22 protein-coding genes and 1 tRNA gene are annotated in these 25,579 nt (G+C 73.4%); 15 read left to right on the forward strand and 8 right to left on the reverse strand.

The features are described 5' to 3' along the window. The first annotated feature begins 126 nt into the window (after positions 1-126). The 4 genes from IE118_RS04955 to IE118_RS04970 all read left to right on the forward strand — a co-directional run bounded on the left by IE118_RS04955 (position 127) and on the right by IE118_RS04970 (position 4,977). Positions 127-1,485, forward strand: a complete 1,359-nt coding sequence (locus IE118_RS04955) for an ABC transporter substrate-binding protein (RefSeq protein WP_189555981.1) — start codon at positions 127-129, stop codon at positions 1,483-1,485. A gap of 5 nt (positions 1,486-1,490) precedes the next feature. After that, positions 1,491-2,501: a carbohydrate ABC transporter permease gene (locus tag IE118_RS04960; protein ID WP_189556089.1), complete on the forward strand. Its 1,011-nt coding sequence runs from the start codon at positions 1,491-1,493 to the stop codon at positions 2,499-2,501. Positions 2,502-2,513: 12 nt separating this feature from the next. Continuing rightward, positions 2,514-3,425, forward strand: coding sequence for a carbohydrate ABC transporter permease (locus tag IE118_RS04965; protein ID WP_189555982.1), 912 nt, complete (start codon positions 2,514-2,516; stop codon positions 3,423-3,425). A 112-nt stretch (positions 3,426-3,537) separates the two neighbouring features. Continuing rightward, a complete protein-coding gene (locus tag IE118_RS04970) occupies positions 3,538-4,977 on the forward strand; it encodes a GH1 family beta-glucosidase (RefSeq protein ID WP_189555983.1) in 1,440 nt (479 codons plus the stop codon). A 187-nt stretch (positions 4,978-5,164) separates the two neighbouring features. Here the strand turns inward: IE118_RS04970 and IE118_RS04975 are convergent, their stop codons facing one another. From IE118_RS04975 to IE118_RS04985, 3 genes are all read right to left on the reverse strand, one after another. Then, entirely contained in the window at positions 5,165-6,565 is a 1,401-nt protein-coding gene (locus tag IE118_RS04975) for a cellulose binding domain-containing protein (RefSeq protein WP_189555984.1), read from the reverse strand. A gap of 106 nt (positions 6,566-6,671) precedes the next feature. Beyond that, positions 6,672-8,081 carry a sensor histidine kinase gene (locus tag IE118_RS04980; RefSeq protein ID WP_189555985.1) on the reverse strand — a complete coding sequence of 470 codons (1,410 nt, stop codon included), beginning with the start codon at positions 8,079-8,081 and terminating at the stop codon, positions 6,672-6,674. Then, positions 8,078-8,797: a response regulator transcription factor gene (locus IE118_RS04985; RefSeq protein ID WP_189555986.1), complete on the reverse strand. Its 720-nt coding sequence runs from the start codon at positions 8,795-8,797 to the stop codon at positions 8,078-8,080. The genes IE118_RS04980 and IE118_RS04985 overlap by 4 nt, the downstream gene beginning before the upstream one ends. A 110-nt stretch (positions 8,798-8,907) precedes the next feature. On the opposite strand from IE118_RS04985, the gene IE118_RS04990 reads away from it, so the two are divergent. Beyond that, positions 8,908-9,468 carry a hypothetical protein gene (locus IE118_RS04990; RefSeq protein ID WP_189555987.1) on the forward strand — a complete coding sequence of 187 codons (561 nt, stop codon included), beginning with the start codon at positions 8,908-8,910 and terminating at the stop codon, positions 9,466-9,468. Positions 9,469-9,501: 33 nt separating this feature from the next. Here the strand turns inward: IE118_RS04990 and IE118_RS04995 are convergent, their stop codons facing one another. Continuing rightward, positions 9,502-10,374: a spermidine synthase gene (locus IE118_RS04995; protein WP_189555988.1), complete on the reverse strand. Its 873-nt coding sequence runs from the start codon at positions 10,372-10,374 to the stop codon at positions 9,502-9,504. A 42-nt stretch (positions 10,375-10,416) separates the two neighbouring features. Continuing rightward, positions 10,417-10,833 carry a hypothetical protein gene (locus IE118_RS05000; RefSeq protein ID WP_189555989.1) on the reverse strand — a complete coding sequence of 139 codons (417 nt, stop codon included), beginning with the start codon at positions 10,831-10,833 and terminating at the stop codon, positions 10,417-10,419. Between the two features lie 285 nt (positions 10,834-11,118). Between IE118_RS05000 and IE118_RS05005 the strand changes: the two genes are divergently transcribed. Then, positions 11,119-12,567, forward strand: coding sequence for an NsdA family TPR-like regulatory protein (locus tag IE118_RS05005; RefSeq protein WP_189555990.1), 1,449 nt, complete (start codon positions 11,119-11,121; stop codon positions 12,565-12,567). Between the two features lie 212 nt (positions 12,568-12,779). Here the strand turns inward: IE118_RS05005 and IE118_RS05010 are convergent, their stop codons facing one another. Then, positions 12,780-13,376: a histidine phosphatase family protein gene (locus tag IE118_RS05010; protein ID WP_189555991.1), complete on the reverse strand. Its 597-nt coding sequence runs from the start codon at positions 13,374-13,376 to the stop codon at positions 12,780-12,782. Positions 13,377-13,569: 193 nt separating this feature from the next. Between IE118_RS05010 and IE118_RS05015 the strand changes: the two genes are divergently transcribed. The 8 genes from IE118_RS05015 to IE118_RS05050 all read left to right on the forward strand — a co-directional run bounded on the left by IE118_RS05015 (position 13,570) and on the right by IE118_RS05050 (position 20,743). Next, on the forward strand, positions 13,570-14,529 hold the full coding sequence (locus IE118_RS05015; protein WP_189555992.1) for a phosphatase PAP2 family protein: 960 nt from the start codon (positions 13,570-13,572) through the stop codon (positions 14,527-14,529). Then, on the forward strand, positions 14,480-15,619 hold the full coding sequence (locus IE118_RS05020) for a hypothetical protein (RefSeq protein ID WP_189555993.1): 1,140 nt from the start codon (positions 14,480-14,482) through the stop codon (positions 15,617-15,619). The genes IE118_RS05015 and IE118_RS05020 overlap by 50 nt, the downstream gene beginning before the upstream one ends. After that, positions 15,610-17,211, forward strand: coding sequence for a hypothetical protein (locus IE118_RS05025; RefSeq protein ID WP_189555994.1), 1,602 nt, complete (start codon positions 15,610-15,612; stop codon positions 17,209-17,211). The genes IE118_RS05020 and IE118_RS05025 overlap by 10 nt, the downstream gene beginning before the upstream one ends. Continuing rightward, entirely contained in the window at positions 17,208-18,557 is a 1,350-nt protein-coding gene (locus IE118_RS05030) for an AAA domain-containing protein (protein ID WP_189555995.1), read from the forward strand. Before IE118_RS05025 ends, IE118_RS05030 begins: the two co-directional genes overlap by 4 nt. Before the next feature lie 163 nt (positions 18,558-18,720). Continuing rightward, positions 18,721-19,401: a DUF2238 domain-containing protein gene (locus tag IE118_RS05035; RefSeq protein ID WP_189555996.1), complete on the forward strand. Its 681-nt coding sequence runs from the start codon at positions 18,721-18,723 to the stop codon at positions 19,399-19,401. A gap of 181 nt (positions 19,402-19,582) precedes the next feature. After that, positions 19,583-19,948 carry a DUF8844 domain-containing protein gene (locus IE118_RS05040; RefSeq protein WP_189555997.1) on the forward strand — a complete coding sequence of 122 codons (366 nt, stop codon included), beginning with the start codon at positions 19,583-19,585 and terminating at the stop codon, positions 19,946-19,948. A 137-nt stretch (positions 19,949-20,085) separates the two neighbouring features. After that, positions 20,086-20,679, forward strand: coding sequence for a bifunctional DNA primase/polymerase (locus IE118_RS05045; protein WP_189555998.1), 594 nt, complete (start codon positions 20,086-20,088; stop codon positions 20,677-20,679). After that, positions 20,670-20,743 (forward strand) — tRNA-Lys (locus tag IE118_RS05050). The genes IE118_RS05045 and IE118_RS05050 overlap by 10 nt, the downstream gene beginning before the upstream one ends. Before the next feature lie 59 nt (positions 20,744-20,802). Here the strand turns inward: IE118_RS05050 and IE118_RS05055 are convergent. Then, on the reverse strand, positions 20,803-22,143 hold the full coding sequence (locus tag IE118_RS05055) for a M6 family metalloprotease domain-containing protein (protein WP_229846659.1): 1,341 nt from the start codon (positions 22,141-22,143) through the stop codon (positions 20,803-20,805). 352 nt (positions 22,144-22,495) lie between these two features. Between IE118_RS05055 and IE118_RS05060 the strand changes: the two genes are divergently transcribed. Next, positions 22,496-24,349, forward strand: a complete 1,854-nt coding sequence (locus IE118_RS05060) for a putative bifunctional diguanylate cyclase/phosphodiesterase (protein WP_189555999.1) — start codon at positions 22,496-22,498, stop codon at positions 24,347-24,349. Here IE118_RS05060 and IE118_RS05065 read toward each other — a convergent pair. Further along, positions 24,325-25,431 carry an LLM class flavin-dependent oxidoreductase gene (locus IE118_RS05065; RefSeq protein WP_189556000.1) on the reverse strand — a complete coding sequence of 369 codons (1,107 nt, stop codon included), beginning with the start codon at positions 25,429-25,431 and terminating at the stop codon, positions 24,325-24,327. The genes IE118_RS05060 and IE118_RS05065 overlap by 25 nt on opposite strands. Between the last annotated feature and the right edge of the window lie 148 nt (positions 25,432-25,579).

Raw genomic sequence — 25,579 nt, forward strand, 5'->3', positions numbered from 1 at the left:
GCGCTCCCACAGTACCTGACACATACACAACCCGCACGTTCCCCGCCCGAGCCGCAATGCGTTCAACAAGGGTCCAACAGAGCCGTTGGCCGGGGGGTCGGCACGTCAGGGCAACAGGAGGACGCAATGCGAGCACGTACCCTCCCCCTCTCCCGTCAGCGGTCGGGCGGGGGGAAGCCCATCGCCCGCAAGGCACTGGCCGTCGCGGCCGTGGTCTCGCTGGGCACCGGGCTGCTGGCCGGCTGTGCCGACGACGGCGGAGACGACTCCGATTCCTCGTCGGGCGGCGGCGAGGGGAAGACCACGATCACCCTGGGCCTCTTCGGCACCATGGGCTTCAAGGAAGCCGGCCTCTACGCCGAGTACGAGAAGCTCAACCCCGACATCAAGATCGCCGAGAACGTCGTCGAGCGCAACGAGAACTACTACCCGGCGCTCCTCAACCACCTGACCACCAACAGCGGCCTCCAGGACGTCCAGGCCGTCGAAGTCGGCAACATAGCCGAGATCGTGGGCACCCAGGCGGCCAAGCTCGAGGACCTCTCCAAGGCTCCGGGGGTGAAGAAGGAGAACTGGCTGGAGTGGAAGTGGGAGCAGGCCACCACCAAGGACGGCCAGACCATCGGCCTGGGCACCGACGTCGGCCCGATGGCGATCTGCTACCGCAAGGACCTCTTCGAGAAGGCCGGACTGCCCAGCGACCGCGCGGAGGTCGCGAAGCTGTGGGCCGGCGACTGGAAGAAGTTCGTCCAGGTCGGCGAGGACTACAAGAAGAAGGGCCCCAAGGGCACCACCTTCCTCGACTCCCCCGGCGGTCTGATCAACGCGATCCTCAGCAGTGAGGAGGAGAAGTTCTACGACGCCTCCGGCGAGGTCATCTACAAGACCAACCCGGCCGTCAAGAACGCCTTCGACCTGACCGCCGAGGCCGCCGAGAAGGGCCTGGTCGGCGCCCAGACGCAGTTCCAGCCGGCCTGGGACCAGACGATCGCCAACAACAAGTTCGCCGCGATGGCCTGCCCGCCGTGGATGCTCGGCTACATCAAGGGCAAGTCGCAGCCCGACGCCGCCGGCAAGTGGGACGTGGCCGTGGCCCCCAAGTCCGGCAACTGGGGCGGCTCCTTCCTGAGCGTGCCGAAGAACGGCAAGAACGTCGACGAGGCCAAGAAGCTGGTGGCCTGGCTGACCGCGCCCGAGCAGCAGGCGAAGCTGTTCAAGGTGCAGGGCAGCTTCCCCAGCGCCCAGGCCGCGTTCGACAGCCCGGAGGTGACCGGCGCGAAGAACGACATGACCGGTGACGCCCCGATCGGCACGATCTTCTCCGAGGCCGCCAAGCAGATCCCGGTCCAGGTCATCGGCCCGAAGGACCAGATCATCCAGCAGGGCCTGACGGACAACGGCGTCATCCTGGTGACGAAGGGCAAGTCCGCCAAGGAGGCCTGGGAGACGGCCACCAAGACCATCGACAACAACCTGGACAAGTGACCCGCATGGCCACCCGCTCCGACACCGCCGCGTCCCCCGTCAAGGGGGGCGCGGCCCCGGGCCGTCCGCAGGACGGCTCCTCCACGGACAAGGAAGCCAAGCGCCGGGCCAAGCTGTCCCGCCGCTGGCAGCGCGACGCTCGCTGGAGCCCGTACGCCTTCGTCTCGCCGTTCTTCCTGCTGTTCGCCGCCTTCGGCCTGTTCCCGCTGATCTGGACCGGCTGGGCCTCGCTGCACCAGGTCGAACTGACCGCCCCGACCGACATGAACTGGGTCGGGCTGAAGAACTACACGCGGATCTTCGACGACGACTTCTTCTGGAACGCGGCGCAGAACACGCTGACCATCGGCATCATCTCGACCGTTCCGCAGCTGATGATCGCGATGGGCATCGCGCACATCCTCAACTACAAGCTGCGTGCCTCGACCTTCTGGCGGGTCGCGATGCTCGCGCCGTACGCCACCTCGATCGCCGCGGCCACCCTGGTGTTCGTGCTGCTCTTCGGGCGTGACTACGGCATGATCAACTGGGCGCTGGACTCGGTCGGGATCGACCCCATCGCCTGGCAGGACGACAAGTGGCCCGGCCAGATCGCCGTGTCCACCATCATCATCTGGCGCTGGACCGGCTACAACGCGCTCATCTACCTGGCCGCGATGCAGGCGATCCCGCAGGACCTGTACGAGTCGGCGGCGCTGGACGGTGCCAGCCGCTGGAAGCAGTTCCTCCACGTCACGCTGCCGTCGCTGCGCCCGACGATCCTGTTCACGGTGGTCGTCTCGACGATCGGCGCCAGCCAGGTCTTCGGCGAGCCGCTGCTGTTCGACCCCAACAAGGGCGCGTCGGGCGGCGCGGAGCACCAGTTCCAGACGCTCGGCCTGTACCTGTACGAGCAGGGCTGGGTGAACCAGCACCTGGGCCGTGCCTCGGCGATCGCCTGGACGATGTTCGCGATCCTGATCGTCATCGGCCTCATCAACCACGTCATCTCGCGCCGGCTGCGCGCCAGCAGTTAAGGAGTTGTGGCCGTGACGACGACTGTGACGCCCCCCGAGACAACACCCGTCGAGAAGCAGAAGCAGAGGCGCTCGCGTCTGCCCAAGTCCGCGCGGGCGGGTGGCACGCTGCACGGCGGTCCGATCGCGTACGTGATCCTGATCGTGTTCACGCTCGTGTCGCTGTTCCCGCTGGTCTGGACGGCGATCGCCGCGTCCCGGGACAACCAGCGCCTGGCGCAGACGCCGCCGCCGTTCTGGTTCGGCTCGAACCTGTTCAAGAACCTGGAGATCGCCTGGACCGAGGCCAACCTCGGTGAGGCGTTCCTCAACACCACGATCGTGGCGGGCACGTCCGCGGTGACCATCGTGGTGCTGTCGACGGTCGCCGGGTTCGCCTTCGCCAAGCTGCGCTTCAGGGGCCGCAACGCCCTGATGCTGGTCGTCATCGGCACGATGATGATCCCGCCGCAGCTCAGCATCATCCCGCTGTACATGATGGTCGCCAAGCTCGACTGGACCGACCAGCTGCAGGCGGTCATCTTCCCGTCGCTGGTGAGCGCGTTCGGCGTGTTCTTCATGCGGCAGTACCTGCTCCAGGCACTGCCGGACGAGGTCATCGAGGCGGCCAGGGTGGACGGCGCGGGCAGCTGGCGCGTGATCTGGCACGTGGTGTTCCCGGCCGCGCGGCCGGCCATGGCCGTGCTCGGCATGCTGATGTTCGTGCAGGCCTGGAACGACTTCCTGTGGCCGTTCCTCGTGCTGACCCAGACCGGCAACCCGACCGTGCAGGTCGCCGTCGCGGGCCTGGGACGCGGCTACACCCCGGACCAGTCCCTGATCATGGCGGGTGCGCTGCTCGGTACGCTGCCCCTGCTGCTGGTCTTCGCGATCTTCGGCAAGCAGATCGTCGGCGGCATCATGCAGGGCGCGGTCAAGGGCTGACGTCCGCGTCCGCACCCCAGGGGGCCGGGTCACCGCCGCCTCGGCCCCTCCCCCCTCCCCTCCGTCTTTCCGTACTCGTCGGTCCTCCACGACCTCCTATGGGAGCGCTTCCATGTCTGACTCCGCAACGCCGGCGACCCCGGTGACCTTTCCCCCCGCCTTCCTCTGGGGCGCCGCGACCTCCGCGTACCAGATCGAGGGGGCGGTGCGGGAGGACGGGCGTACCCCTTCCATCTGGGACACCTTCAGCCACACGCCGGGCAAGACCATCGGCGGCGACACCGGTGACATCGCTGTCGACCACTACCACCGCTACCGCGACGACGTGGCCCTGATGGCGGACCTGAACCTGGGCGCCTACCGCTTCTCCGTGTCCTGGTCGCGGGTGCAGCCGACCGGCCGCGGCCCGGCCGTCCAGCGCGGTCTGGACTTCTACCGCAAGCTGGTCGACGAGCTGCTGGAGAAGGGCATCAAGCCCGCCGTCACCCTCTACCACTGGGACCTGCCGCAGGAGCTGGAGGACGCGGGCGGCTGGCCCGAGCGCGACACCGCCTACCGCTTCGCGGAGTACGCGCAGATCGTGGGCGAGGCGCTCGGCGACCGCGTGGAGAACTGGATCACGCTCAACGAGCCCTGGTGCAGCGCCTTCCTGGGCTACGCCTCCGGCGTGCACGCGCCCGGCCGCACCGACCCGGTGGCCGCGCTGCGGGCCGCCCACCACCTGAACCTGGCGCACGGCCTGGGCACCAAGGCGCTGCGCTCGGTGATGCCGGCCCGCAACCAGATCTCGCTCAGCCTCAACACCTCGGTGGTGCGGCCCCTCTCGCCGAGCGACCCGGCGGACCGGGCGGCGGCCCGCAAGATCGACGACCTGTCCGGCGGCATCTTCCACGGCCCGATCCTGCACGGCTCCTACCCGGAGACCCTGCTGGAGGCGACCTCGTCGCTCACCGACTGGTCCTTCATCGAGGACGGCGACCTGGACCTGATCCACCAGCCGCTGGACGCGATCGGCCTCAACTACTACACGCCCACCCTGGTGTCGGCGGCGGACCCGGACGACAAGGGCCCGCGGGCCGACGGGCACGGGGCGAGCGCGCACTCGCCGTGGCCCGCCGCGGACGACGTCGCCTTCCACCAGTCGCCGGGCGAGCAGACCGAGATGGGCTGGTCCGTCGACCCGACCGGCCTGCACGAGCTGATCATGCGCTACCACCGCGAGGCCCCCGGGCTGCCGATCTACATCACCGAGAACGGCGCGGCCTACGACGACAAGCCGGACGCCGACGGCTCGGTGCACGACCCCGAGCGCGTCGCCTACCTGCACGGCCACCTGACGGCGGTGCGCCGGGCCATCTCCGACGGCGCCGAGGTGCGCGGCTACTACCTGTGGTCGCTGCTGGACAACTTCGAGTGGGCGTACGGCTACGACAAGCGCTTCGGCGCGGTGTACGTCGACTACGTGACGCAGCAGCGCACGCCGAAGTCCAGCGCCCTGTGGTACGCGCGTGCGGCGAAGACGGGAGAGCTCCCGGAGCCCGAGGGCATCTGACCTGCCCCCGGGATCCGGGCAACGGGGGACGCGGGGTACGGGGGGCGGGGCGCGGTGCACTAGGGGAGTGCCGCGCCCCGTTCGCGTGTCCGGCTGCCACCGGACGCGCGGGTGCCCCGGCCGGGTGGGGGGGACCGGCCGGGGCACTCGCTTCCCCGTTTCCCGAGAGGGTCTGTGGCGGGCGGTGTCAGCCGCGGGCGGCGAACGCCCTGGAGAAGGCGAACCTGTCCTGGAGGACCGAGCTGCAGGTGGCGTCGGCGGACGGCTTGGCGCCGCCGGGGCACTGCTGGTCGCGGGTGCCGGACCACATCGACAGCCATCCGAGGCCCTTGGCCCGGGCGAAGTCCACCAGCTGGGTGGCGTCGTCGACCGTGAAGATCTCGGTGACGACGTCGTTGACGCCGATCATGGGGGTGACGGCGACGGTCTTCCACGCCTCGCTCTCACCGAGGCCGAGGATGCCCTTGACCTGGGCCTGGGTGGCGGTGGCGGCCTGCTCGGCGTAGGTGCCCATGTCGCCGCTGTAGGCGGGCCCGTAGTCCATCGCCATGATGTTAACGGCGTCGATGCGCACGCCGTTCCGCTTCGCGTCGGCGAGCAGGCCGACGCCGTCCTGGGTGAGTCCTTCGGGCATGACCGGGAGGGTGAAGGAGACGTCCAGTGCCGGGTTCGCCCGCTGGAGCTTCGCGATGGCCTGGGCGCGGCGGGTGTGGGCGGCCGCGTCGGGCAGGGCGCTGCCCTCGACGTCGAAGTCGACCTTGGTGAGCCCGTAGGTGTCGACGACCTTGCCGTAGGCGGCGGCGAGCGCGTCCACCGAGCCACAGGTGGTGCCGAGTTCACGGCCCGCCGCGCCGCCGAAGGAGACCCGGACGTCGCCGCCCAAGGCGCGCAGCGCGCCGATCTGCCCGGCCACGGCGTTGCCGCCGAGACCGCCGGTGCCGCCCCAGGCGGGGGTGCAGCCGCCGGCGTCGGTGACGAAGGCGAGGTTGTAGTGCTTCACGCCGGTCGCCTCGGCGCTCGCGAGCAGGTCGAAGGCGGGGAAGAGGGAGGTGTCGACGTAGGGGGCGAAGCCTGCGTCGGCGGTGGTTCCGGTGCCGGTGCTCCCGGTGGGCGTGGGGGCGGTGGTCGGCTCCCCGGTGGGGGCCGGCTGCCCGGTGGGCGTGGGGGCGGTGGTGGGGCGGCCGCTCGGTTCGGGCGTGGGCGCGGTGTCCGTGCCGCCCTTGGCGACGAAGCCGACGGTGACGGACTCGCCGGCGGCCAGCCCGTCGGTGTCCCAGGCCGCGGACCGCACGGTGACGTGCCGGCCGTCCACCGTGGACCGGGCGTTCCACAGCGACCCGAGCTCGGTGCCGGCGGGCAGGTCGAACTCCAGCTTCCAGTCCCGCTTCCGCTCGCCGCCGGTGTTGGTCACCACGTACTGGGCGCTGTAGCCGGTCGACCACTCGCTGGTCCTCGTGTAGGCGGCGCCGACGCCGGCCGCCTGTGCGGTGCCGGTGAACAGGAACGCACCGCCGCCGGCCACGGCAGCGGCGGCCACCGCGCCGATCGCCTTGTTCCTGCCGCTGACCCTGCGCCGGTGCGTGCTCATCGCGTGCCTGCCTTCGTTGCTCATCGGGGGGTGCGGCAGCACGCTAGCGACGCCGAACCGGGCAAACTTCCCGTTCCGGAAGGCGGCCGGCGATCTTAGGGTGGGCTTAAGGAAGGGATCGGGGGCGGTTAAAGGACGCGGCGAGCCGGCCCGTCCTGCGGCGGCGCACGGTTCCCCGGTGCCCGCGCCGCCCCGGTGCCCGCTCGCGTCCGTCGAGCTGGATCCACACGCGCACCTCGGTCCCGCCGAGCACCGAGGAACCGATCCGTACGTCGCCTCCGGTGCCCTCGGCGAGCCGGCGCACGATGTCCAGGCCGAGTCCGGTCGAGCCGTCGCTGCCGGAGCCCCGGCCGCGGGCCATCGCCGCCTCGGGGTCGGGTATGCCGGGTCCCGCGTCGGAGACGAGCACGATCACCGCGTCCTCGCCGTTGTGCACGTCGACCGCGAAGGCGGTGCCCTCGGCGGTGTGCCGGAAGACGTTGCCGAGCAGCGCGTCGAGGGCGGCGGCCAGGTCGGTGCGTGCCACGGGGATCCGCACCGGCCGGTCGGCCCCGGCCACCCGCCACTTGCGGCCCTCGTCCTCGGCGAGCGCCGACCAGAACGCCATCCGCTCGCGCACCACTTCGGCCGCGTCGCACCCGGCGCCGGGTCCGGCCGCCGCCGTCTGCGGCTTGGCCTCGCGGGCGGTGCGGATGATGGTGTCCACCTCGCGCTCCAGCTGCTCGACGGCCGCCCGGGTCTGCTCGGCGGCCGGTCCCTCGCCGAGGGAGGCGGCGTTGAGCCGCAGCACGGTCAGCGGCGTGCGCAGCCGGTGGGACAGGTCCGCGGCCAGCTCCCGCTCGTTGGCGAGGAGCTGGACGACCTGGTCGGCCATGGAGTTGAACGCGACCGCCGCGAGCCGCAGTTCGGTCGGCCCCTCCTCCCGCACCCGGGCGCCCAGTTTCCCCTCCCCCAGTTCACGGGCCCCCTCCACCAGCCGCTGCGCGGGCCGCACCATCCGTACGCCCAGCCGGTCGGCGACCGCGACGGAGCCGAGGATCAGCGCGACGCCGACCCCGGCGAGCACCGCCCACGCCGTGCCGACGCCGTTGGTGACCTCGGACTCGGGCACGAACACCTCGACGACGGCGATCTCACCGCTGCTGAGCGCGACCGGCTGGAGCAGGGTCGAGCCGCCGGAGACGGTGGAGGTGGACGCCCGGCCCAGTTCCCGCACGGCCGCGATGTCCTCGGGGGCGGCCCGCCGCTTCCCGATCTCGAGGGCCTCGCTGCGGTCCCCGGCCGGGATGTGCACGGCCATGCCGGTGCCGGAGCCGGTGGAGGCGACGACGCGTTCGAGCTGGTCGCGGTCGGTGGTGATGGACAGGGCGGGGGCGACGGCCGCCGCCTCCCGCTCGGCGCCCGCGAAGGCCCGGTCGCGGGCCATCTCCCGGACGACCAGTCCGAGCGGCACCGCGAAGGCGACCACCACCATGGCCGTCACCGCCAGCGACACCTTGACCAGGGCCCATCTCATCGTGGCGGCTCCGCTCCGGGCGTGTGGGCGGCGGGCGGCTCCAGTTTCACGCCGACGCCCCGCAAGGTGTGCAGGTAGCGGGGCCGGGCGGCGGTCTCCCCCAGCTTCCGGCGCAGCCAGGACAGGTGGACGTCGATGGTCTGGTCGTCGCCGTAGGACTGCTGCCACACCTCGGCGAGCAGCTCCTTGCGGGCGACGACCACACCGGGCCGGCCGGCGAGGAAGGCGAGCAGGTCGAACTCGCGGCGGGTCAGGTCGAGTCGTACGCCGTCCAGTTCCGCCTGGCGGCGCAGCGGGTCGACGGTCAGTCCGCCGACCCGGATCACCGGCGAGGGCGCGGCCCCGCCGCCGCCGGAGCGGGCGCGGCGCAGCACGGCCGCCATCCGGGCCGAGAGGTGTTCCACCGAGAAGGGCTTGGTCAGGTAGTCGTCCGCGCCGGCGTTCAACAGCCGTACGACCTCGGTCTCGTCGTCCCGGGCGGTGGCGACGATCACGGGCACGTCGGTGATGCCGCGCAGCATCTTCAGGGCCTCGGAGCCGTCGAGGTCGGGCAGTCCGAGGTCCAGGACGACCACGTCGAACCGGAAGTGGGCGACCTCGCGCAGCGCCTCCAGTGCCGTGCCCACGCTGCGCACGGTGTGCGAGGCGTCGGTCAGCTGCCGGATCAGCGCCGAGCGGACGAACGGGTCGTCCTCGACCACGAGAACACTTGCCATGGGCGGCACCGTACGCCATGGCGGGCGGCCCCCGTCGGGGCCTGTGGACAACCGCGGGCGCCTCCCGGGGCGCGACACCCGTGGGGCCCGTGGGGCAGTATGGGCCGACGATGCGCAGAGGACTCGTACACGTACTGGCCTGGCTGCTCGCCACGGGCGCGGCGGTCACGCTGTCGTGGTGGGGTGTCAGCACCGTGATGGAGGGCACCGCCTACGACCCGCCCCGTGCCCTGCCCGTCGCGGCGGCCGGCGCGGAGGACGGGAAGTCGTCGCGCGCGGTGTCGTCGTCGACGCGGCGGCCGTCCGCGTCGCCGTCGAAGGACACCGGGGAGGACGCCCGGCCGTCGCGGGAGCCGTCGGCCGCACCCGCCTCCCGGCGGCCGGAGCCGGAGCCGTCCCCGACCACCGCGCCGCCCAGGTCCCCCGCGCCGCCGCCCGCGACGGCCTCCGGTGAGGTCAAGGGCTATGACACCGAGGGCGGTCGGGCGGTCTTCGACCTGGGGAGGACGTCCGCCTCGCTGGTGTCGGCCACCCCGGCGGCCGGCTGGTCGATGCAGGTGTGGAAGACGGAGACGTGGATCCGGGTGGAGTTCGCCTCGGGCGCGGACCGGGTGTCGGTGTTCTGCACCTGGCACGACGGTCCGCCGCGGGTGGAGATCGGGACCTACTGAGGCCCCGTCACCCGCCGTTCGCCGTCCGCCGGGTCAGTGGAAGAGGGAGGCGGGGGGTGCCGGTGAGGCGACGGCCGCGAGGTCGGTCACGGGGGCGGCTCCACCGGTGAAGTCCAGCAGTTCGCGGCCGTGCAGGACCCGGCCCGGGTGCGGGTCGGAGGCGGCCCGGCGGGTCAGTTCGGCGACGGGGAGGGGGGCGTCGGAGGCGACGAGGACGGCGTTGCCGAAGCGTTTGCCGCGCAGGACGGCGGCGTCCGCGATCAGCGCGAGTTCGGCGAACCGGGCGGCCGCGGTGGCGATCTGGCCGCGCAGGTGGGTGAGCGGCGGCCCGTCGGCGAGGTTGGCGGCATAGCTCCCGCCGGGGGCGAGTGCCCTGCGGACGTCGTCGAGGAACTCGGTGGAGGTCAGGTGGGCCGGGGTGCGGGCGCCGCTGAAGACATCGGCGACGACGAGCCCGGCCCAGCCGTCCGGCACCTTGGCGAGCCCTTCGCGGGCGTCCGCCGTGCGCACCCGTATCCGGGCCCTGGCGTCCAGCGGCAGTTCGCGCCGGACCAGTCGGACCAGCGCCGCGTCGCGTTCGACGACCTGCTGGGTGGAGCGGGGGCGGGTGGCCGCGACGTACCGGGCCAGGGTGAACGCGCCACCGCCCAGGTGGACGGCGTGCAGGGGCTTGCCCGGCGGGGCGGCCAGGTCGGCGACGTGGCCGAAGCGGCGCTGGTACTCGAAGGACAGGTGCGCGGGGTCGTCCAGGTCGACGTGCGACTGCGGGGCCCCGTCGATGAGCAGGGTCCAGGCCCGCGGCCGGTCCGGGTCGGGAACGAGCCGGGCGACTCCACCGTCGACGTCCTCGGTGACGGCCCGCGCACCGCCGGCCTGCCCGCGTCCACCGCTCCTCGCCCTGCCCATGGCCCCATTGTCCCAGGCGGCCCCGACCGGGCCCGCACGGGTTCAGGAGCAGCCGTCGGCGGCCTCGATCAGCCGCTGCGCCTCGCCCAGCGCCTCCCGCAGCGCGGCGGGGTCCGTCGCCAGGTCGGCTTCACCGGGCGGCAGCAGCCAGTCCGCACCCTCCACCGGCGGCTCGGGGGTGAGCCGCAGTCCGCGGCCCTCGGTCTCCGTGCAGACGCTGCCCGGTACGTCCCAGGCGGCGGCCGTCCCGGGCGGCACCAGGAAGCCGAGGGTGGCACCGCCCTCGCCATGCAGCACCGGGCCCATCGCGTCGCCCGCCGCGCGCCGCAGGATGTCGACCGCCTCCAGCCCCTGCCGGGCCGGCACGGTGACCACGTCGCAGCCCGTGCTCGGCGGTCCCGGCGGATCGAGCGGATCGAGCGGTTCTAAAGGATCGTCGCTCCGGATCGTCGTCATCATCCCGGCCTCCACCACACGTATCCCTGGCTTGGACAAGCGGTCGGGAGTCGGGGGGCTCCCGGTCCACAGAGCCCAACGAGCCGGGACGTCAACAGGTACGGCGGAAGTGCGCCGCAAAGGATGGCAGTTCATGGCGGATCGCGGAGGACATATCCGTTTTGTAGCCAAACTCCGCGTGGCGGCTCCGTCACAGCAGGTACGTTCAAGCCCGCCGGAAACAGGGCGGCACTCGGACAACTCGCCCGATTCCGGCATGGTTCGACGGTTCGCAGAGAGGACCCGGCCATGGCGTCGTCAACGGTGCCCTCGTCCACACCCGATCGGCCACCGCGGCCGAACCTGGTCTTCCGGCAACTGCGCGGAGCGCGTTCGCCGGCCGAGTTCGCCGCGGCGGTACGGCGGGCCGCCCGCGAGATCGGCGAGCGGGTCGCCTGCGACGCCCGGTACGTGCACAGGGTGGAGGCGGGTGAGATCCGCTGCCCCAACTACGCCTACGAGCGGGTGTTCCTGCACATGTTTCCCGGCCGCACGCTGACCGACCTGGGCTTCGCGCCCCGCTCGTCGGTCCGCGGACGCCGGGCCCGGACCGCCGGCGACGTGTCCGGCGGCCGGGCCGGGAACCCGGCGAACGCCACGGGTGAGAACAGCGGGGCGTACGAGCCGTATGAGACGCAGGACCGGTACGACACGTACGACCCGCACGACCACGAGGAGAGCGACGTGCTGCGTCGCGCATTCATGACCGGAGGGGGCGCCACGGTGGCCGCCGCCTCGCTGAGCCCCTACGGGTTCGCCTCCGACGCCTCGGCGGCGCAGCGCGCCGTGCGCCGCGCGGGGGCGAGCGACGCGGGCGTGCTGGAGGAAGCCGTCCGCCGGATCCGGCTGCTGGACGACCGGCACGGGGCGGACGGGCTCTACCGCCGTGCGGCGGCCCCGCTGCGGGCCGCCTACGCGCTGCTGGACGCGGGGGTGACACGGCAGCGGACGGCGGACCGGCTGTACTCGGGCGCCGGTGAACTGGCCATCTCGGTGGGCTGGCTGGCGCACGACTCGGGCCGCTTCGACGACGCCCGCTCGCACTACGCGGAGGCGCTGGCGACCGCGCGGATGACCGGTGACGCGGGGCTGGAGGCGCACGCCTTCTGCAACACGGCCTTCCTCGCGCGGGACACGGGCCGGCCCCGGGAGGCGGTGCGGGCGGCGCAGGCGGCGCAGCGGACGGCGCGGTCGCTGGGCTCGCCCCGGCTGATGTCGCTGCTGGCGCTGCGCGAGGCGGGCGGCTGGGCGGGGCTCGCCGACCGCACGGGGTGCGAGCAGGCGCTGGTCCGGGCGGGGGCCTACTTCGAGCGCGGCTCCTCGGAGGCGGACCCGGAGTGGATGAGCTTCTACGGGGAGGCGGAGCTGGAGGGTCTGGAGGCCCAGTGCTGGTCGACGCTGGGCGACTGGCCGCGGGCGGCACGGCACGCGCGCCGCGCGGCGGAACTGCAGGACCCGCACTTCACCCGCAACATCGCGCTGTACACGGCGGAACTGGCCGACGACCTGGCGCGCGGCGGCCGCCCGGACGAGGCGGCGGCGGCGGGGATGCGGGTGCTGGACCTGCTGGCCGAGGTGCAGTCGTCGCGGGTGCGCACGATGCTGGCGGGGACGTCCCGGGTCCTCCTGCCGCACCGCCGGGCAGCCGGCGTCTCCTCCTTCCTCGACCGCCACGCGGCGCTGCCGCGAGCGGTCTGACCGGCCTGCCGCTTCGCCGGGGTGACAACGCGTGGCCCGGCGTGGGCACCGGCCGGGGGCGGGTCGCGCGGCCCGGCGCCCCCCCCCAGTGCGCCGCGCCCACCCTCCCCTGTCGCCCCGGAGGCGCCTCCCTGGCCTTCAAGGCACCGCGGGGGCACCGCGAAGGCACGACTGCCCGCGATCACGCGCCGGCCCGCGCGCCCGGCCCCGCGTCAGTCCACCAGGTGCCCCACGTCGTTCCACGACTCGATCGCCGGCTCCCCGTACGCCCAGCCCAGCACCGACAGCGACGTCGGATTCAGCCGCACCCGCGCCGCGAAGTCCAGCGGCAACCCCAGCCACCGCGCGCCGATGGACCGCAGGATGTGCCCGTGCGCGAACACCAGCACGTCCCGGTCGGCGGACCGCGCCCACGCCACCACCTCGTCCGCGCGGGCGGTCACCTCGGCACGGCTCTCGCCCTCCGGAACGCCGTCCCGCCAGATCAGCCACCCCGGCCGGGACGCCTGTATCTCCCCCGGGGTCATCCCCTCGTACGCCCCGTAGTCCCACTCCATGAGCGTGTCCCAGCTCTCCGCCCGCTCCCCGAAGCCGGCCAGCTCGCACGTCTCCCGCGCCCGCACCAGCGGACTGGTCCGCACCTCGGCCCCGGTCAGCCCGTCGAGGGGCGCCTGCCGCAACCGCTTCCCCAGCAGCCCGGCCCCCCGCCGGCCCTCCTCCAGGAGCGGAACATCGGTCCTGCCGGTGTGCTTGCCGGACAGTGACCAAGCGGTCTGTCCGTGCCGGGCCAGCAGGATGCGCGGTGCCATGGGAGACCTTCCTGACATTCACAGAAATCACAAGCGGAACTTCTCCATCTTCGCGCACCCTGGTCAGGGGCAACCCGGCGGGAGATCTCTGCGTCTATGAGGGCCGAGGGCGTCTCACGGGGGGACGCGAGGACACCGTAGAGTGACTGGCCGCCGAACGAGCGGCGCACAAGGAGCAAGGGGGAGCGATCGGATGCCGCACACCGAGACACCGGGCACCGAGGCGGTCCCGGCGACCCGGCTGCGCTGGTGGACGGAGTTGCCGCTCATCCTCCTGGTGTACGCCTGCTACTCGGCGGGACGGCTGGTGGTACGGGGAGATGTCGCCGACGCCGTGGACCACGGCCTGGCGATCCTGCGCGTCGAGCAGGCGCTGTTCCTCAACGCCGAGCACCCGCTGAACCGTCTCTTCACCCGGGAACCCTGGATAGGCATACCCGCCGACTTCTGGTACGCCTCCCTGCACTACCTGGTGACCCCGGCGGTCCTGATCTGGCTGTTCCGGTCGCACGCGGTGCGCTACCGCGCGGCCCGCACCTGGCTGATGACGTCGACGTTCATCGGCCTCATCGGCTTCACCCTGCTGCCCACCTGCCCGCCCCGGCTGCTCGACGCGAGCCACGGCTTCGTGGACACGATGGCGTACTACAGCTCGTACGGCTGGTGGGGCGGCGAGGCGAGCGCCCCGCGCGGCCTCGGCGGGATGACCAACCAGTACGCGGCGATGCCGAGCCTGCACGTCGGCTGGGCGCTGTGGTGCGGCGTGATCCTGTGGAAGTACGGCAGGACCCGCCTGACGAAGACGGCCGCCGTCGTCTACCCGCTGGTCACCACGATCGTGGTGATGGGCACCGCCAACCACTACTTCCTCGACGCGGTCGCGGGCGCCGCCGTCATGGGGGCCGGCCTGCTCCTCGCCCCCCGCGTGATGCGCTGCGCCGACCTGGCCAAGGCCCGGTACCTGCCCCGGTACGCACCCGCCCCGGCGGCCCCGTCCGCCACGCGTACCCCGATTGTCAGTGCCGGATGCCAGACTTCCGCGGGTGAGCGAATTCCACGGCAGCGGCACCCCGAGTCGCCGTACGGACCAGCAACCGAACCGGGTGCCTCCCCCTCGGACGCGGGAGAGAGCGCTCCGGCACCGGCTCGCTGAACTGCGCGGCCCGGAGGTGCCGGCCAAGGCGCTGGACGCGCGCGCCCTGGCCGCCCTCGCCGCCAACCCGGGCTGCAGACGGCGCGCGATCCTCGACGGCGCCGGGGTGAACAAGGCGGCGCTGGCCGGCGCGCTGGGCTCACCCTCGGCCTTCGGCCAGTCCCAGTTCGCGCTCGTCCGGGGGAACGCCTTCGAGGCGAAGGTCAAGGCCGACGGCGGTACGGAGCTGCTGCGCCTCGCCCACGAGAAGCTGGACCGCGGGTCCGAACCGCCCGCCGAGGCGCGCGTGCCCGACCTCACCGCGCAGGGCCCCCAGGGGCGCACGGCCCGTACGGAGCTGGCGCTGCGCGAGGCCGCCGGGGCGCCCGGCGCGTGGACGCTGCTCGACCACCCGATGCTCGCGCTCGACGTCGCGGGCTCTCCCGCGTTCCTGGAGCCGGACGCGGTCGTGGTGCACCCGGACGGCAGCTGGACGGTCGTCGAGATCAAGTCGTTCCCCCTGCTGGACGGCGCCGCGGACCCGGCGAAGGTCGGCGCGGCGGCCCGTCAGGCGGCGGTGTACGTGCTGGCCCTGGAGCAGGTCGCCGCGCGCGTCGAGCCCGCCCCGCGGGTACGCCACCGGATCCTGCTGGTGTGCCCCAAGGACTTCTCCAACCTGCCGACCGCGTCCGCCGTCGACGTGCGCAAGCAGCGCGCGGTGACCGCCCGCCAGCTGGCCCGGCTCACCCGCATCGAGGAGATCGCCGACGCGCTCCCCGAGGGCACCTGCTTCTCGCCGGACCTGCCCGCCGAGCAGCTCACCCGGGCCGTGGAGGCGGTCCCGGCGGCCTACGCGCCGGAGTGCCTGTCCGCCTGCGAACTGGCCTTCCACTGCCGGGACCGCTCGCGCGCGGAGGGCGCGGTGACCTCCCTGGGCCGACCCGTACGGGCGGAGCTGGGCGGTCTGACGACGGTCGAGGACGTCCTGGCGGCGGCCCGCGGGGAGGCCGGTGACCCCGACGACCCGGCGGTGGCGGCACTGCGCAGGGCGGCGGCCCTGCGCGCGGAGGCCCTGGGGACGGCCTCGCGGGAGGTGGCCCCTTGTCCCTGATCGCCACCCTCGCCCGCCTCGAGGCCGTCAGCACCGGCCGCGCCCAGCCCGCCGCCACCGTCCGGCACCGGCACCTGTCGACGCGCCCCCTGGTGTTCGTCCCGCTCATCACCGCCGGTGAGGCCGGAGCCCCGCTCGGCGCGCTGGTGGGCACCGACCGGGACGCCCCGCGCCTGCTGGCCGTGCCGCAGCCGCGCGACCGCGACCTGCGCTTCGCGTTCCTGGCCGAGCTGGCCGACGTGGTGCTGCCGTACATCGACGGGTTCGCGGACGTCGTGGAGCCCGCCGAGCGGTCCGAGACCGACCCGGAGACCGGCAAGCGCGTGAAGGTCGAGGTCGAGCTGTGCGCGGACGCGCCCCAGCTGATCGTGCCGAGCCGGGCCGGCATCGACCTCGTACGGCTGCTCGGGCGCTCCACGCGGTTCCGGCGCACGGCGGAGCAGGACCCGGAGACCCCGTTCCCCGCGCCGCCGCGGGTGCCGCTCCTCGGACGCTGGCTGACGCACTTCGGGGAGCGGGCCCGCGTTCCCGGCTCCTCCCTCCTGCTGGCCATGACGGACGTCCTCGGCCGGCACTGGGCGACCGGGCAGTCCTCGCTGGAGGACCAGCACCTGGGCGCGCTGCTCGCCTGGATCGCCCCGCCCGAGGGCCGTTCCGGCGCCGAGGCGGCGCAGGAGGCGGAGCTCGCGCGGGACGCGGCCGGCCAGTTGCTCTGTCCGCCGGCGGGCCCGGCGACCGACCCGGCGTTCGACAACAGGCTCCTCGCCCCGGCGATCGAGCGGTACGACCGCGCCCGCACGGCGCTGGCGGCGGCGGAGGACGGCCTGGAGGCCGACGACCGCCTGGGTGCGCTGACCGCCGCCGAGCGGGAGATCCGCGCGCTGGTGGCGAGCCGTACCCGGCCCACGTGGGACGCGGTGTGGCAGGGCCTGGACCTGCTCCGGGAGCTCCCGGAGGGCTCGCGCGTCGAGGAGCGCTGGACCCGCGACCGCTGGTCCTTCACCGGTCACCGGGACCGGGTCGCGTCCGGCGAACCGCCCCAGCCGCGCCGCGACGACGCGGTCACCGCCGCGAACAAGCTCGCCACGCGCGAGCGCGAGCAGTCCCGTCTGGAAGCCCAGGAGGCGCTCGACGACCCGCTGGTGATGGCGGCCCGGCGGCTGTCCGGTGAGGCGTTCGCGGGTGAGGTGGTGGACGTGGTGATGGCGTACAGCGAGAGCAAGCGCCCGAGCCCCCGCCCGCTGGTCACCGTCCGCACGGACGACGGTCCGCACCTCGGCGAGCGGGCGCGGGCCTACCGCTCCCTGGGCGGGAAGCCGCAGACGGTGGAGTTCGTGGGCTACGAGGACGGCCCCGAGGGCGGCCTGCTGGTCCTGCGCGTCCTGGACAGGATGGGCCGGGGCAAGGAGCCGGAGCCGGGCTCGGTCCCCGAGAAGGGCGACCGGCTGTGCTTCACCCTCTTCGAGCACGAACCGCGCGGCGGCGCGAAGCTCCCCGACCCGGAGGAGACCCCGTGGACCCACGGCGGCCCGCCCGGTGAGGAGCCGGCGCCGGAGCCCGCCGACCAGGTGACCGAGGAGGACATCCTGTGACCGCCCCCGCCACCCCGGCCGTGTTCGACCCGGGCGCCGAAGCCACCCGGGCCACCGAGGCGATCCTCCACGACACCCTGCACGGCACCGCGCGCGGTGTCGTCGTCGACTCCCCGCCCGGCGCCGGAAAGTCCACGCTGGTGGTGCGCGCGGCGCTGGAACTGGCGGAGGCGGGCCGCCCGCTGATGGTGGTCGCCCAGACCAACGCCCAGGTCGACGACCTGGTCCTGCGCCTCGCCGAGAAGAACCCCGACCTCCCGGTGGGCCGGCTCCACAGCAGCGACACCGACCCCTACGACAAGGCACTCGACTCCCTCGACCACGTCCGTAAGTCGGCGAAGGCCGCCGACCTCGCCGGACTGCCCGTCGTCATCTCCACAGCCGCCAAGTGGGCCCACGTCAAGGGCGTGGAGCCCTGGCAGCACGCGATCGTCGACGAGGCGTACCAGATGCGCTCGGACGCGCTCCTCGCCGTGGCCGGTCTCTTCGAACGGGCCCTGTTCGTGGGCGACCCGGGCCAGCTGGACCCCTTCTCCATCGTCGGCGCCGAGCAGTGGGCGGGCCTGTCCTACGACCCCTCCGGCTCGGCGGTGACCACGCTGCTCGCGCACAACCCCGGCCTGCCCCAGCACCGCCTGCCGGTCTCCTGGCGCCTCCCCGCCTCCGCCGCCCCCCTGGTGTCGGACGCCTTCTACCCCTACACGCCGTTCCGCAGCGGCACCGGCCACGGCGACCGCGGGCTGGCCTTCTCCGTCGCCTCGGACGCCTCCGCCCCGGACCGTGTGATCGACGAGGCCGCGGCATCGGGCTGGGGCCTCCTCCAGCTCCCCGCCCGCCACACCCCGCGCACGGACCCGGAGGCGGTCCGCGCGGTGGCCCAGGTCGTCCGTCGCCTCCTGGACCGCGAGGGCGCCTCGACCTCCGAACGCTCCCCCGACCCCACCCCCCTCAGCGCCGACCGGATCGCCGTCGGCACCGCCCACCGCGACCAGGCGGCGGCGATCCGCGCCGCCCTCGCGGAACTCGGCGTGACGGACGTGGTGGTCGACACGGCGAACCGCCTCCAGGGGCGCGAGTACGACGTCACCGTCGTCCTCCACCCCCTCTCCGGCCGCCCCGACGCCACCGCGTTCCACCTGGAGACGGGCCGCCTGTGCGTCCTCGCCTCCCGCCACCGCCACGCCTGCATCGTCGTCTGCCGCGAGGGAGTCACCGACCTGCTGGACGACTACCCCTCGACGGAACCCGTCCAGCTCGGCACCCTCGTCAAGTTTCCGGACGGCTGGGAGGCCAACCACGCGGTCCTCGCCCACCTGTCCGAACACCGGGTGACCTGGCGGCCCTGACCGTCCACGGGACCGGCCGGCTCAGGGCGCCGGCGAGTTGTTCCGGCAGGGCGGTTGAGTAGGCGTACTCATGCCGGGGCGTCCGGGCGCGCCGAGGATGGCCGTACACCCCGGGCGGCCGGACGGCCGGACAGCCGGGGGCCTTGGACACGAGGAGCCACTGATGCCGTCCTTCCCCGCGCCCGTCGGATCACCGGCAGGCACCCTGTCCTTGCCGGGCCGCGGCGGCCGTCGGCTGCCCGCCGTCCTCGCGGCCCTCGTCGCGGTGGCGCTCGTGGCGTCGGCGTTCGGCGCCAAGGACCCGACGACCTGGGTGCTGGAGACGGTGTGGGTGATGGTGGGCCTGCCGTTGGCGATCCTGCTGCGCCACCGCTTCCCGCTGAGCGGCCTGCTCTGCGGCCTCCTGGCCGCCCACGCCGTCGTCCTGATCGTCGGCGGGCACTACACGTACGCGGAGGTCCCGGCCGGTGACTGGGTGCGCGACGGGCTCGGCCTGGAGCGCAACCCCTACGACCGCTTCGGCCACCTCATGCAGGGCTTCGTCCCGGCGATCCTGGTCCGGGAGCTCCTCGTCCGTACCTCACCCCTGCGCGGCAGCCGCTGGCTGGCCCCGCTGGCGGTCTGCGCCTGCCTCGCCTTCAGCGCAGGCTTCGAGATGCTGGAGTGGCTGGCGGCCGTGATCGGAGGACAGGCGGCCGACGCGTTCCTGGGGACGCAGGGCGACGTCTGGGACACCCAGTGGGACATGTTCTGCGCCCTGATCGGCGCCACCGCCGCCCTCCTCCTCCTCACCCGCCCCCACGACCGCAGCCTCACCCGCCTGGGAGCCACCACGAAGGACTGAGCCGCGCGGCGGCGCCGGTGATCCCCCGGTGGACACCACGACTTCCACCGGCCGACGAGCCGGCGGGCTCCCCGCGCAGGGGCACCGCCGGACACGGCGTCGACGCCCTCTTGCGCGGGCGCGGGACAATGGACGGTGGCCCGCCTACCGGGGGGCGATCGTCGTACGTGAAGGAGATCCCATGGCGGAGCAGGCGCCGCGTCGGGAGCAGCCGCGGCTACGCCCCGCGCCCTTGTTGTTCGAGCCCGCGGCGGCGGCCTCGGATCCGGAGCACTTCTTCGACCTGGAGTCGCTCGAGGATCCGCGCGCGCTGCTGGAGCGGGCGACCGAGCTGACGCTCGCGTTCCGTGCGGCGGCGGACCGGGCGACGGAGTTCCAGGCGATGGCGGCGGCCCAGCTCGCCGACCCCCGGCGCTTCGACCGGCTGACGGCGGCGGACATCGCCGAGCGCGCCGAGTGGACCGAGGACTACGCGAAGAAGATGGTCGAGTTCGGCCGGGACCTGATGCGCAGCGGCGAAGGGCCGGGGCACGTCGATCCCGCCTGAGCCCCTAGGGCTTGTCTGACTGCTCGAACGGGCGTGGCATATGCCGGACGGGCACGATACCTGTTAGCCCGTCCCCGCGTCCCCGGTTCACGCAACTCTGCGGAACCGTTCCCTCACGGGCGGTACATGTAGGCGTCATGAGCAGCCCACGGAAAGTCTCCGACGTCAGCGGTGTCACCCCGGACGGCGCCGCCTGGCTCGCCTCGGCCGGGACGTATCCGCGCAGCACGCTCGCGCACTGGGGGGAGCGGCCGGACGCGCCGGTCGTGCTGCCCTGCGGTGTGGTCTTCGACGTGGTGAGCGTGCCCGCGCTGTTCGGGCGCCGGATGCTGGACCGGCTGTGGGAGGAGGGGCCGGGGTCCGGCCCCGTGGCCGAGTTCCGCGGGCGGACGCTGCTCTTCGCCGCGCCCGGCACGGCCCAGCGGCTGCCCGCCCTCCTGGAGTGGGAGGAGTGGGGCGCGCGCGGCGCCCGGACGGACGGCGTCCCGCCGCTGCTGTGCCATGGCGCCGGTGACGCGGTGACCGTCCCCGCGCCCGCTCCCGCGGGCCCCGCCGACCCCGCGCCCGTCGCCCGCTGGCTGGTCGCCCCCGACACCCGTCGTCCCTGGTTGCCGGGCCCGGAGGTGCTGCTGTGGGCGGCCGTGCGGGCGGCCCGCGCCGCCGTGCGGATATCGATTTTTCCTCCCGCCGATCGTGATGCTAATGTCTACGACGTCAGCAGGCGCCGCTAGCTCAGTTGGTTAGAGCAGCTGACTCTTAATCAGCGGGTCCGGGGTTCGAGTCCCTGGCGGCGCACGACATGAGTGAGGCCCCTCGCAGCAGCGAGGGGCCTCACTCATGTGCGGTGGGTCCGGCTACCGCGTGCTGATCTTCACCGTCCACGCCCCGGACGCCGTGCGCCCCTCCACCTCCACCCGGACGGACGTCCCCGGCACCGTGAAGCTCTCGCCGAGGCCGACCGGCGCGTCCGCGAGGGGCGGGTAGACGGAGTCCTCCCCGCAGGCCTCGGTGTGCGGGTGCGCGTCGACGACCTCGACGGGGCCGCGCCCGGAGCGGGTGTCGGCGTTCACCCGGTAGACCAGCACCCCCTGCCGGCAGGCCGCCGTGTCGTTGCCGGCCCGGCCGCGCACCTCGAAGGCGAGCGCGGTGTCGGCGCCGGTGCGCACGACCGCGAGCTTGGTGCCCCGCCCGAGACCGAAGGACGGCGCCCCCGCCGCCCCCGTCACCGGTGTCCCGGGGCCCGCCGCCAGCGGCTCCAGCGTCAGCCGCACCGGCCCGGCCTGCACGCACCGCACCTGCCGGGGCTCCAGCCAGCCCAGCTTCCACTTGTGCCAGGCGAACAGGTCCGGTGCGAGGGCGAACTGGCTGCCCATCAGGTCCCAGTCACCGACGTGGGTGTCCCAGTCGCCCTTGCCGTCCACCGGCCGGTGGTAGAGGTCGGGCAGGTCGAAGACGTGGCCGGTCTCGTGGGCGAGGACGAGCCGGTCCGGGGGATGGTTCTCGAACACGGTGACGACCCGGTGGATGTCGGCGCCGTCGGCACGCATCGGACGGTCCAGGTTGACGACCTTGGTGGCGTCGGAGTCCACCCCGGGCGCGTCCGGGTCGGCGACGAAGTAGACGACGTCGTAGCGGGCGTAGTCGACGTGCCGGTCGGTGACGGCGAGCGCGTCGCGCAGGTAGGCCGCGCGGTGGGCGACGGTCCAGTCGCGCTCTATGGCGTACTCGGTGGAGGGGCGCGGCATGCGGATCCAGTGCCGCAGGGGGTGCGGGCGCAGGGTGAACTTGCCGTAGGACGCCTGCCGGAAGAAGCGGCTGGTGGCGGGGAAGTGGTCGGCGGCGAGTTCGGCGGGTGTGGTCAGGGGGTGGGAGTCGGGGAAGGACAGGAACACCATCACCGCGTCCAGGGACCGGGCGGGGCGGGGATAGGCGGCGTTCCAGGTGTCGAGGCCCTCGGAGTGGTGGGCGTCGGTGCGGGTGAGGGCGCAGGGCGCCGCGGAGAACGGCTCGGGGTCGGAGGGGACGCTGACCATGGAGGTCGCCGCGAGCGCCGACATGGTGGTGCACATCGCCGCGGTCATGCGCAGCCGGGGCCGTACGCCCGGCCGGCCGGGCAGGGACAGTCCACCCGAACGGCCGAACCGGCTGCGCAGCGCCGCACGGCCGAGTCGTCCCGGGGTGAGCTGACGCGGCACGGGGACCTCCGGGGAACGGTTCGCGGGACACCGCACCCCAGACTGTGATGGTTTGTCATACTGCGCCCTGTTCAACTGCACCGGACGGGTGAGAACGGGGGGAATCCGAACGGAGCCGAACGGAGTCGACTTCCTGTTCACTCACGGAACGTCACAACTGGTCGGAGGTCCGCATAAGCCGCCCACCCGTGGGCAGAAACGATCGGGCGGAGATGCGGATCCGGACGGAAGACCGGACAGTGGCTGGAAGGCCCCGGCTCGGGCCTCTATGATCGGCACACTTCCTGGTACTGAGAGACTTTCCTGCACGGACAGCGGCGGACAGCGATCGAGTGCACTGCGGGAGCGAGTGGTGAGCGGAACGTCCGAAGGGCCGGCGCCCGCGACGGAACTCGACCGGCCGGTCGTCACGGAGAGTGAGATCATCACCTCTGCCGGTACGGATCCCCCCGTCGTGCGCGCCCCCGCGCCGTCTCCCCCGTCGTACCGCTCCGTCTTCACGGCCGCGCCGCTGGCGATGGCCGTGGTCGACCGCGAGGGCCTGGTGACCGGCGCCAACGCGGCCCTCGCCGGCCTGCTGGGCCGCGACCAGGACACCCTGACCGGGGCCGTCGCCGCCGACCTGGTGGACCTGACCTCCGACGCCCGCACCTGGCACGCCTACCGCGAGATGCTGCGCGGGCGGCGGGCCCGGCTGCGCTGCTCGCGCCGGCTGAAGCACCCCGAGGGACACGCGCTGTGGGTGCGGGTGACGGTCGCCCCGCTGCCCGCCGTGGACGGGGGCGTGCTGCTGTCGGTCGCCGACATCAGCGACCACCGCGAGCTCCAGGAGCGCCTGCGGCACGTACGGATGCACGACCCGGTGACGCGGCTGCCCAACCGCACCCTGTTCTTCGAGCGGCTGGCCAAGGCGCTGGAGGCGGAGTCGTACGAGGAGAGCGGCACGGGCCGGATCGGGCTGTGCTACCTCGACCTGGACGGGTTCAAGGCCGTCAACGACACCCTGGGCCACCGCGTCGGCGACCAGTTGCTGACCGCCGTCGCCGAACGGCTCACCCGGTGCGCCAAGGAAGCGGCCAGGACCGGCACGCCGCTGGTCGCCCGGCTCGGCGGGGACGAGTTCGCGCTGCTCGTGGAGGACTCCACCGGCACCGAACAGCTCGCCGACCTCGCCGAGTCGCTGCTCGACGCGATCCAGGCACCGTTCGACCTGTCGGGCCGGCGGCTGTCGGTCTCCGCGTCGATCGGGGTGGTGGAGCGGCACGCCGCCGGGACCACCCCCACCGCGCTGATGCAGGCCGCCGACACGACGCTGTACTGGGCGAAGGCCGACGGCAAGGCCCGCTGGACCCTCTTCGACCCGGAGCGCAACGCCCACCGGGTGACCCGTCAGGCGCTCGCCTCCACCCTCCGACCGGCCATCGACCGGGGCGAGTTCGCGCTGGAGTACCAGCCGCTGGTGGGCATGGAGGACGACCGGGTGCACGGGGTGGAGGCACTGGTTCGCTGGCACCACCCGCGCTTCGGCACGCTGACGCCGAATCGGTTCATCTCACTGGCCGAGGAGGACGGTTCGATCGTGCCGCTCGGCCGCTGGGTGCTGCGCACCGCCTGCCGGCAGGCCCGCGCGTGGCAGCTGGAGCACCCGCAGGGACCGCCCATCTTCGTCAGTGTGAACGTGGCGGTCCGTCAGGTGTGGGACTCCGACCTGGTGGCGGACGTCGCGGACATCCTTCAGGAGACGGGCCTCGCGCCGGAACTGCTCCAGCTGGAGCTGACCGAGTCGGCGGTGATGGGCTCCTCCGGCCGGCCGATCCAGACCCTGAAGGCGCTCAGCGACATGGGCGTGCGCATCGCCATCGACGACTTCGGCACCGGCTACTCGAACCTGGCCTACCTCAGCCGGCTGCCCGTGTCGGTGCTGAAACTGGACGGCTCCTTCGTACGGGGCTTCCAGATCGAGGACCGCACCGCCAAGGCGAGCCCCGCGGACGAGGTCATCGTCGAGGCGATGGTGCAGCTCGCCCACCGGCTCGGCCTGACCGTCACCGCCGAGTGCGTGGAGACCTCGGCGCAGGCGACCCGGCTGCGCCGGATCGGGTGCGACACCGGTCAGGGCTGGCTGTACTCCAGGCCGGTGTCGCCGGACCGCATCTCCGAACTGCTGGACACGCCCGGGGTTCAGGCGGGCGTCGGCAATCCGTAGACGTCGGCGATCAGCTCGTAGGAGCGCAGCCGGACGTCACCGCCGTGGGCGTTGGCGGTGAGCATCAGCTCGTCGGCGCCGGTGCGCTTGCGCAGCTCGTCCAGGCCCGCGCGGACCTCGTCCGGGGTGCCGTGCACGACGTCGGCGTTCCAGGAGTCGATGAACTCGCGCTCCGCCGGGCTGAAGTCGTACGCCTCGGCCTCCTCGGGCGTGGGGACGAGCCCGGGGCGACCGGTGCGCAGCCGCACCATGTTGAGTGCGGCGGCCAGCACCTGACGGCGTGCCTCCTTCTCGTCGTCCGCGGCCAGCGCGGAGACGCCGATCAGGGCGTAGGGGGCGTCCAGGACCTCGCTGGGGCGGAAGGACTCGCGGTACAGGTCCAGCGCCGGGACGGTGTTCCGCGCCGAGAAGTGGTGGGCGAAGGCGAACGGCAGGCCGAGCATGCCGGCCAGCCGGGCGCTGAAGCCGGAGGAGCCGAGCAGCCAGACGGGCGGACGGTGCGGGGACTGCACCCCGCCGGGCGAGGTCGCCTGCACCGGGCCGGGGACGGCGTGGATGCGGGCGTAGGGGTGGCCGTCGGGGAAGTCGTCGTCGAGGAAGCGGGTGAGCTCGGCGAGCTGCTGGGGGAAGTCGTCTGCGCCCTCGTTCAGCCGGTCGGTGCGGCGCAGGGCGGCCGCGGTGGCCCCGTCGGTGCCGGGGGCACGGCCGAGGCCGAGGTCGATCCGGCCCGGGGCCAGCGCCTCCAGGGTGCCGAACTGCTCGGCGATCACCAGGGGCGCGTGGTTGGGCAGCATCACCCCGCCGGAGCCGAGGCGGATGCGCTCGGTGTGGGCGGCGAGGTGGGCCAGGATCACCGCCGGGGAGGAGGACGCCACGCCCGGCATGGAGTGGTGCTCGGCGACCCAGTGGCGGTGGAAGCCCCGGGACTCCGCGAGGCGGGCCAGCTGCACGCTGGTCCTCAGCGCGTCGGTGGCGGTGCTGCCCGCCCCCACGGTGACCAGGTCGAGGACCGAGAGCGGGACGGGCGCGTCCCCGTGGGCGGTGCCTCGTATCCCGTCGGCTGCGGTGTCGTCTGCGGCCACGGTGGGGTGCCTCCTGTGTGTCGCCGTGCGCTGTTCCCGGTGGACAACAGGGCCGGCACCCCTTCTATTCCGTGACCGGGCCGACCGCGGCATGGCTCCGTGACCGGCCCGGACGCGTTCTCCTCCGTGACCGGCCCGGACGCGGTCC

The organism is Streptomyces pilosus, assembly GCF_014649835.1.
In the GTDB taxonomy this organism is placed as follows: Bacteria; Actinomycetota; Actinomycetes; order Streptomycetales; family Streptomycetaceae; genus Streptomyces; species Streptomyces pilosus.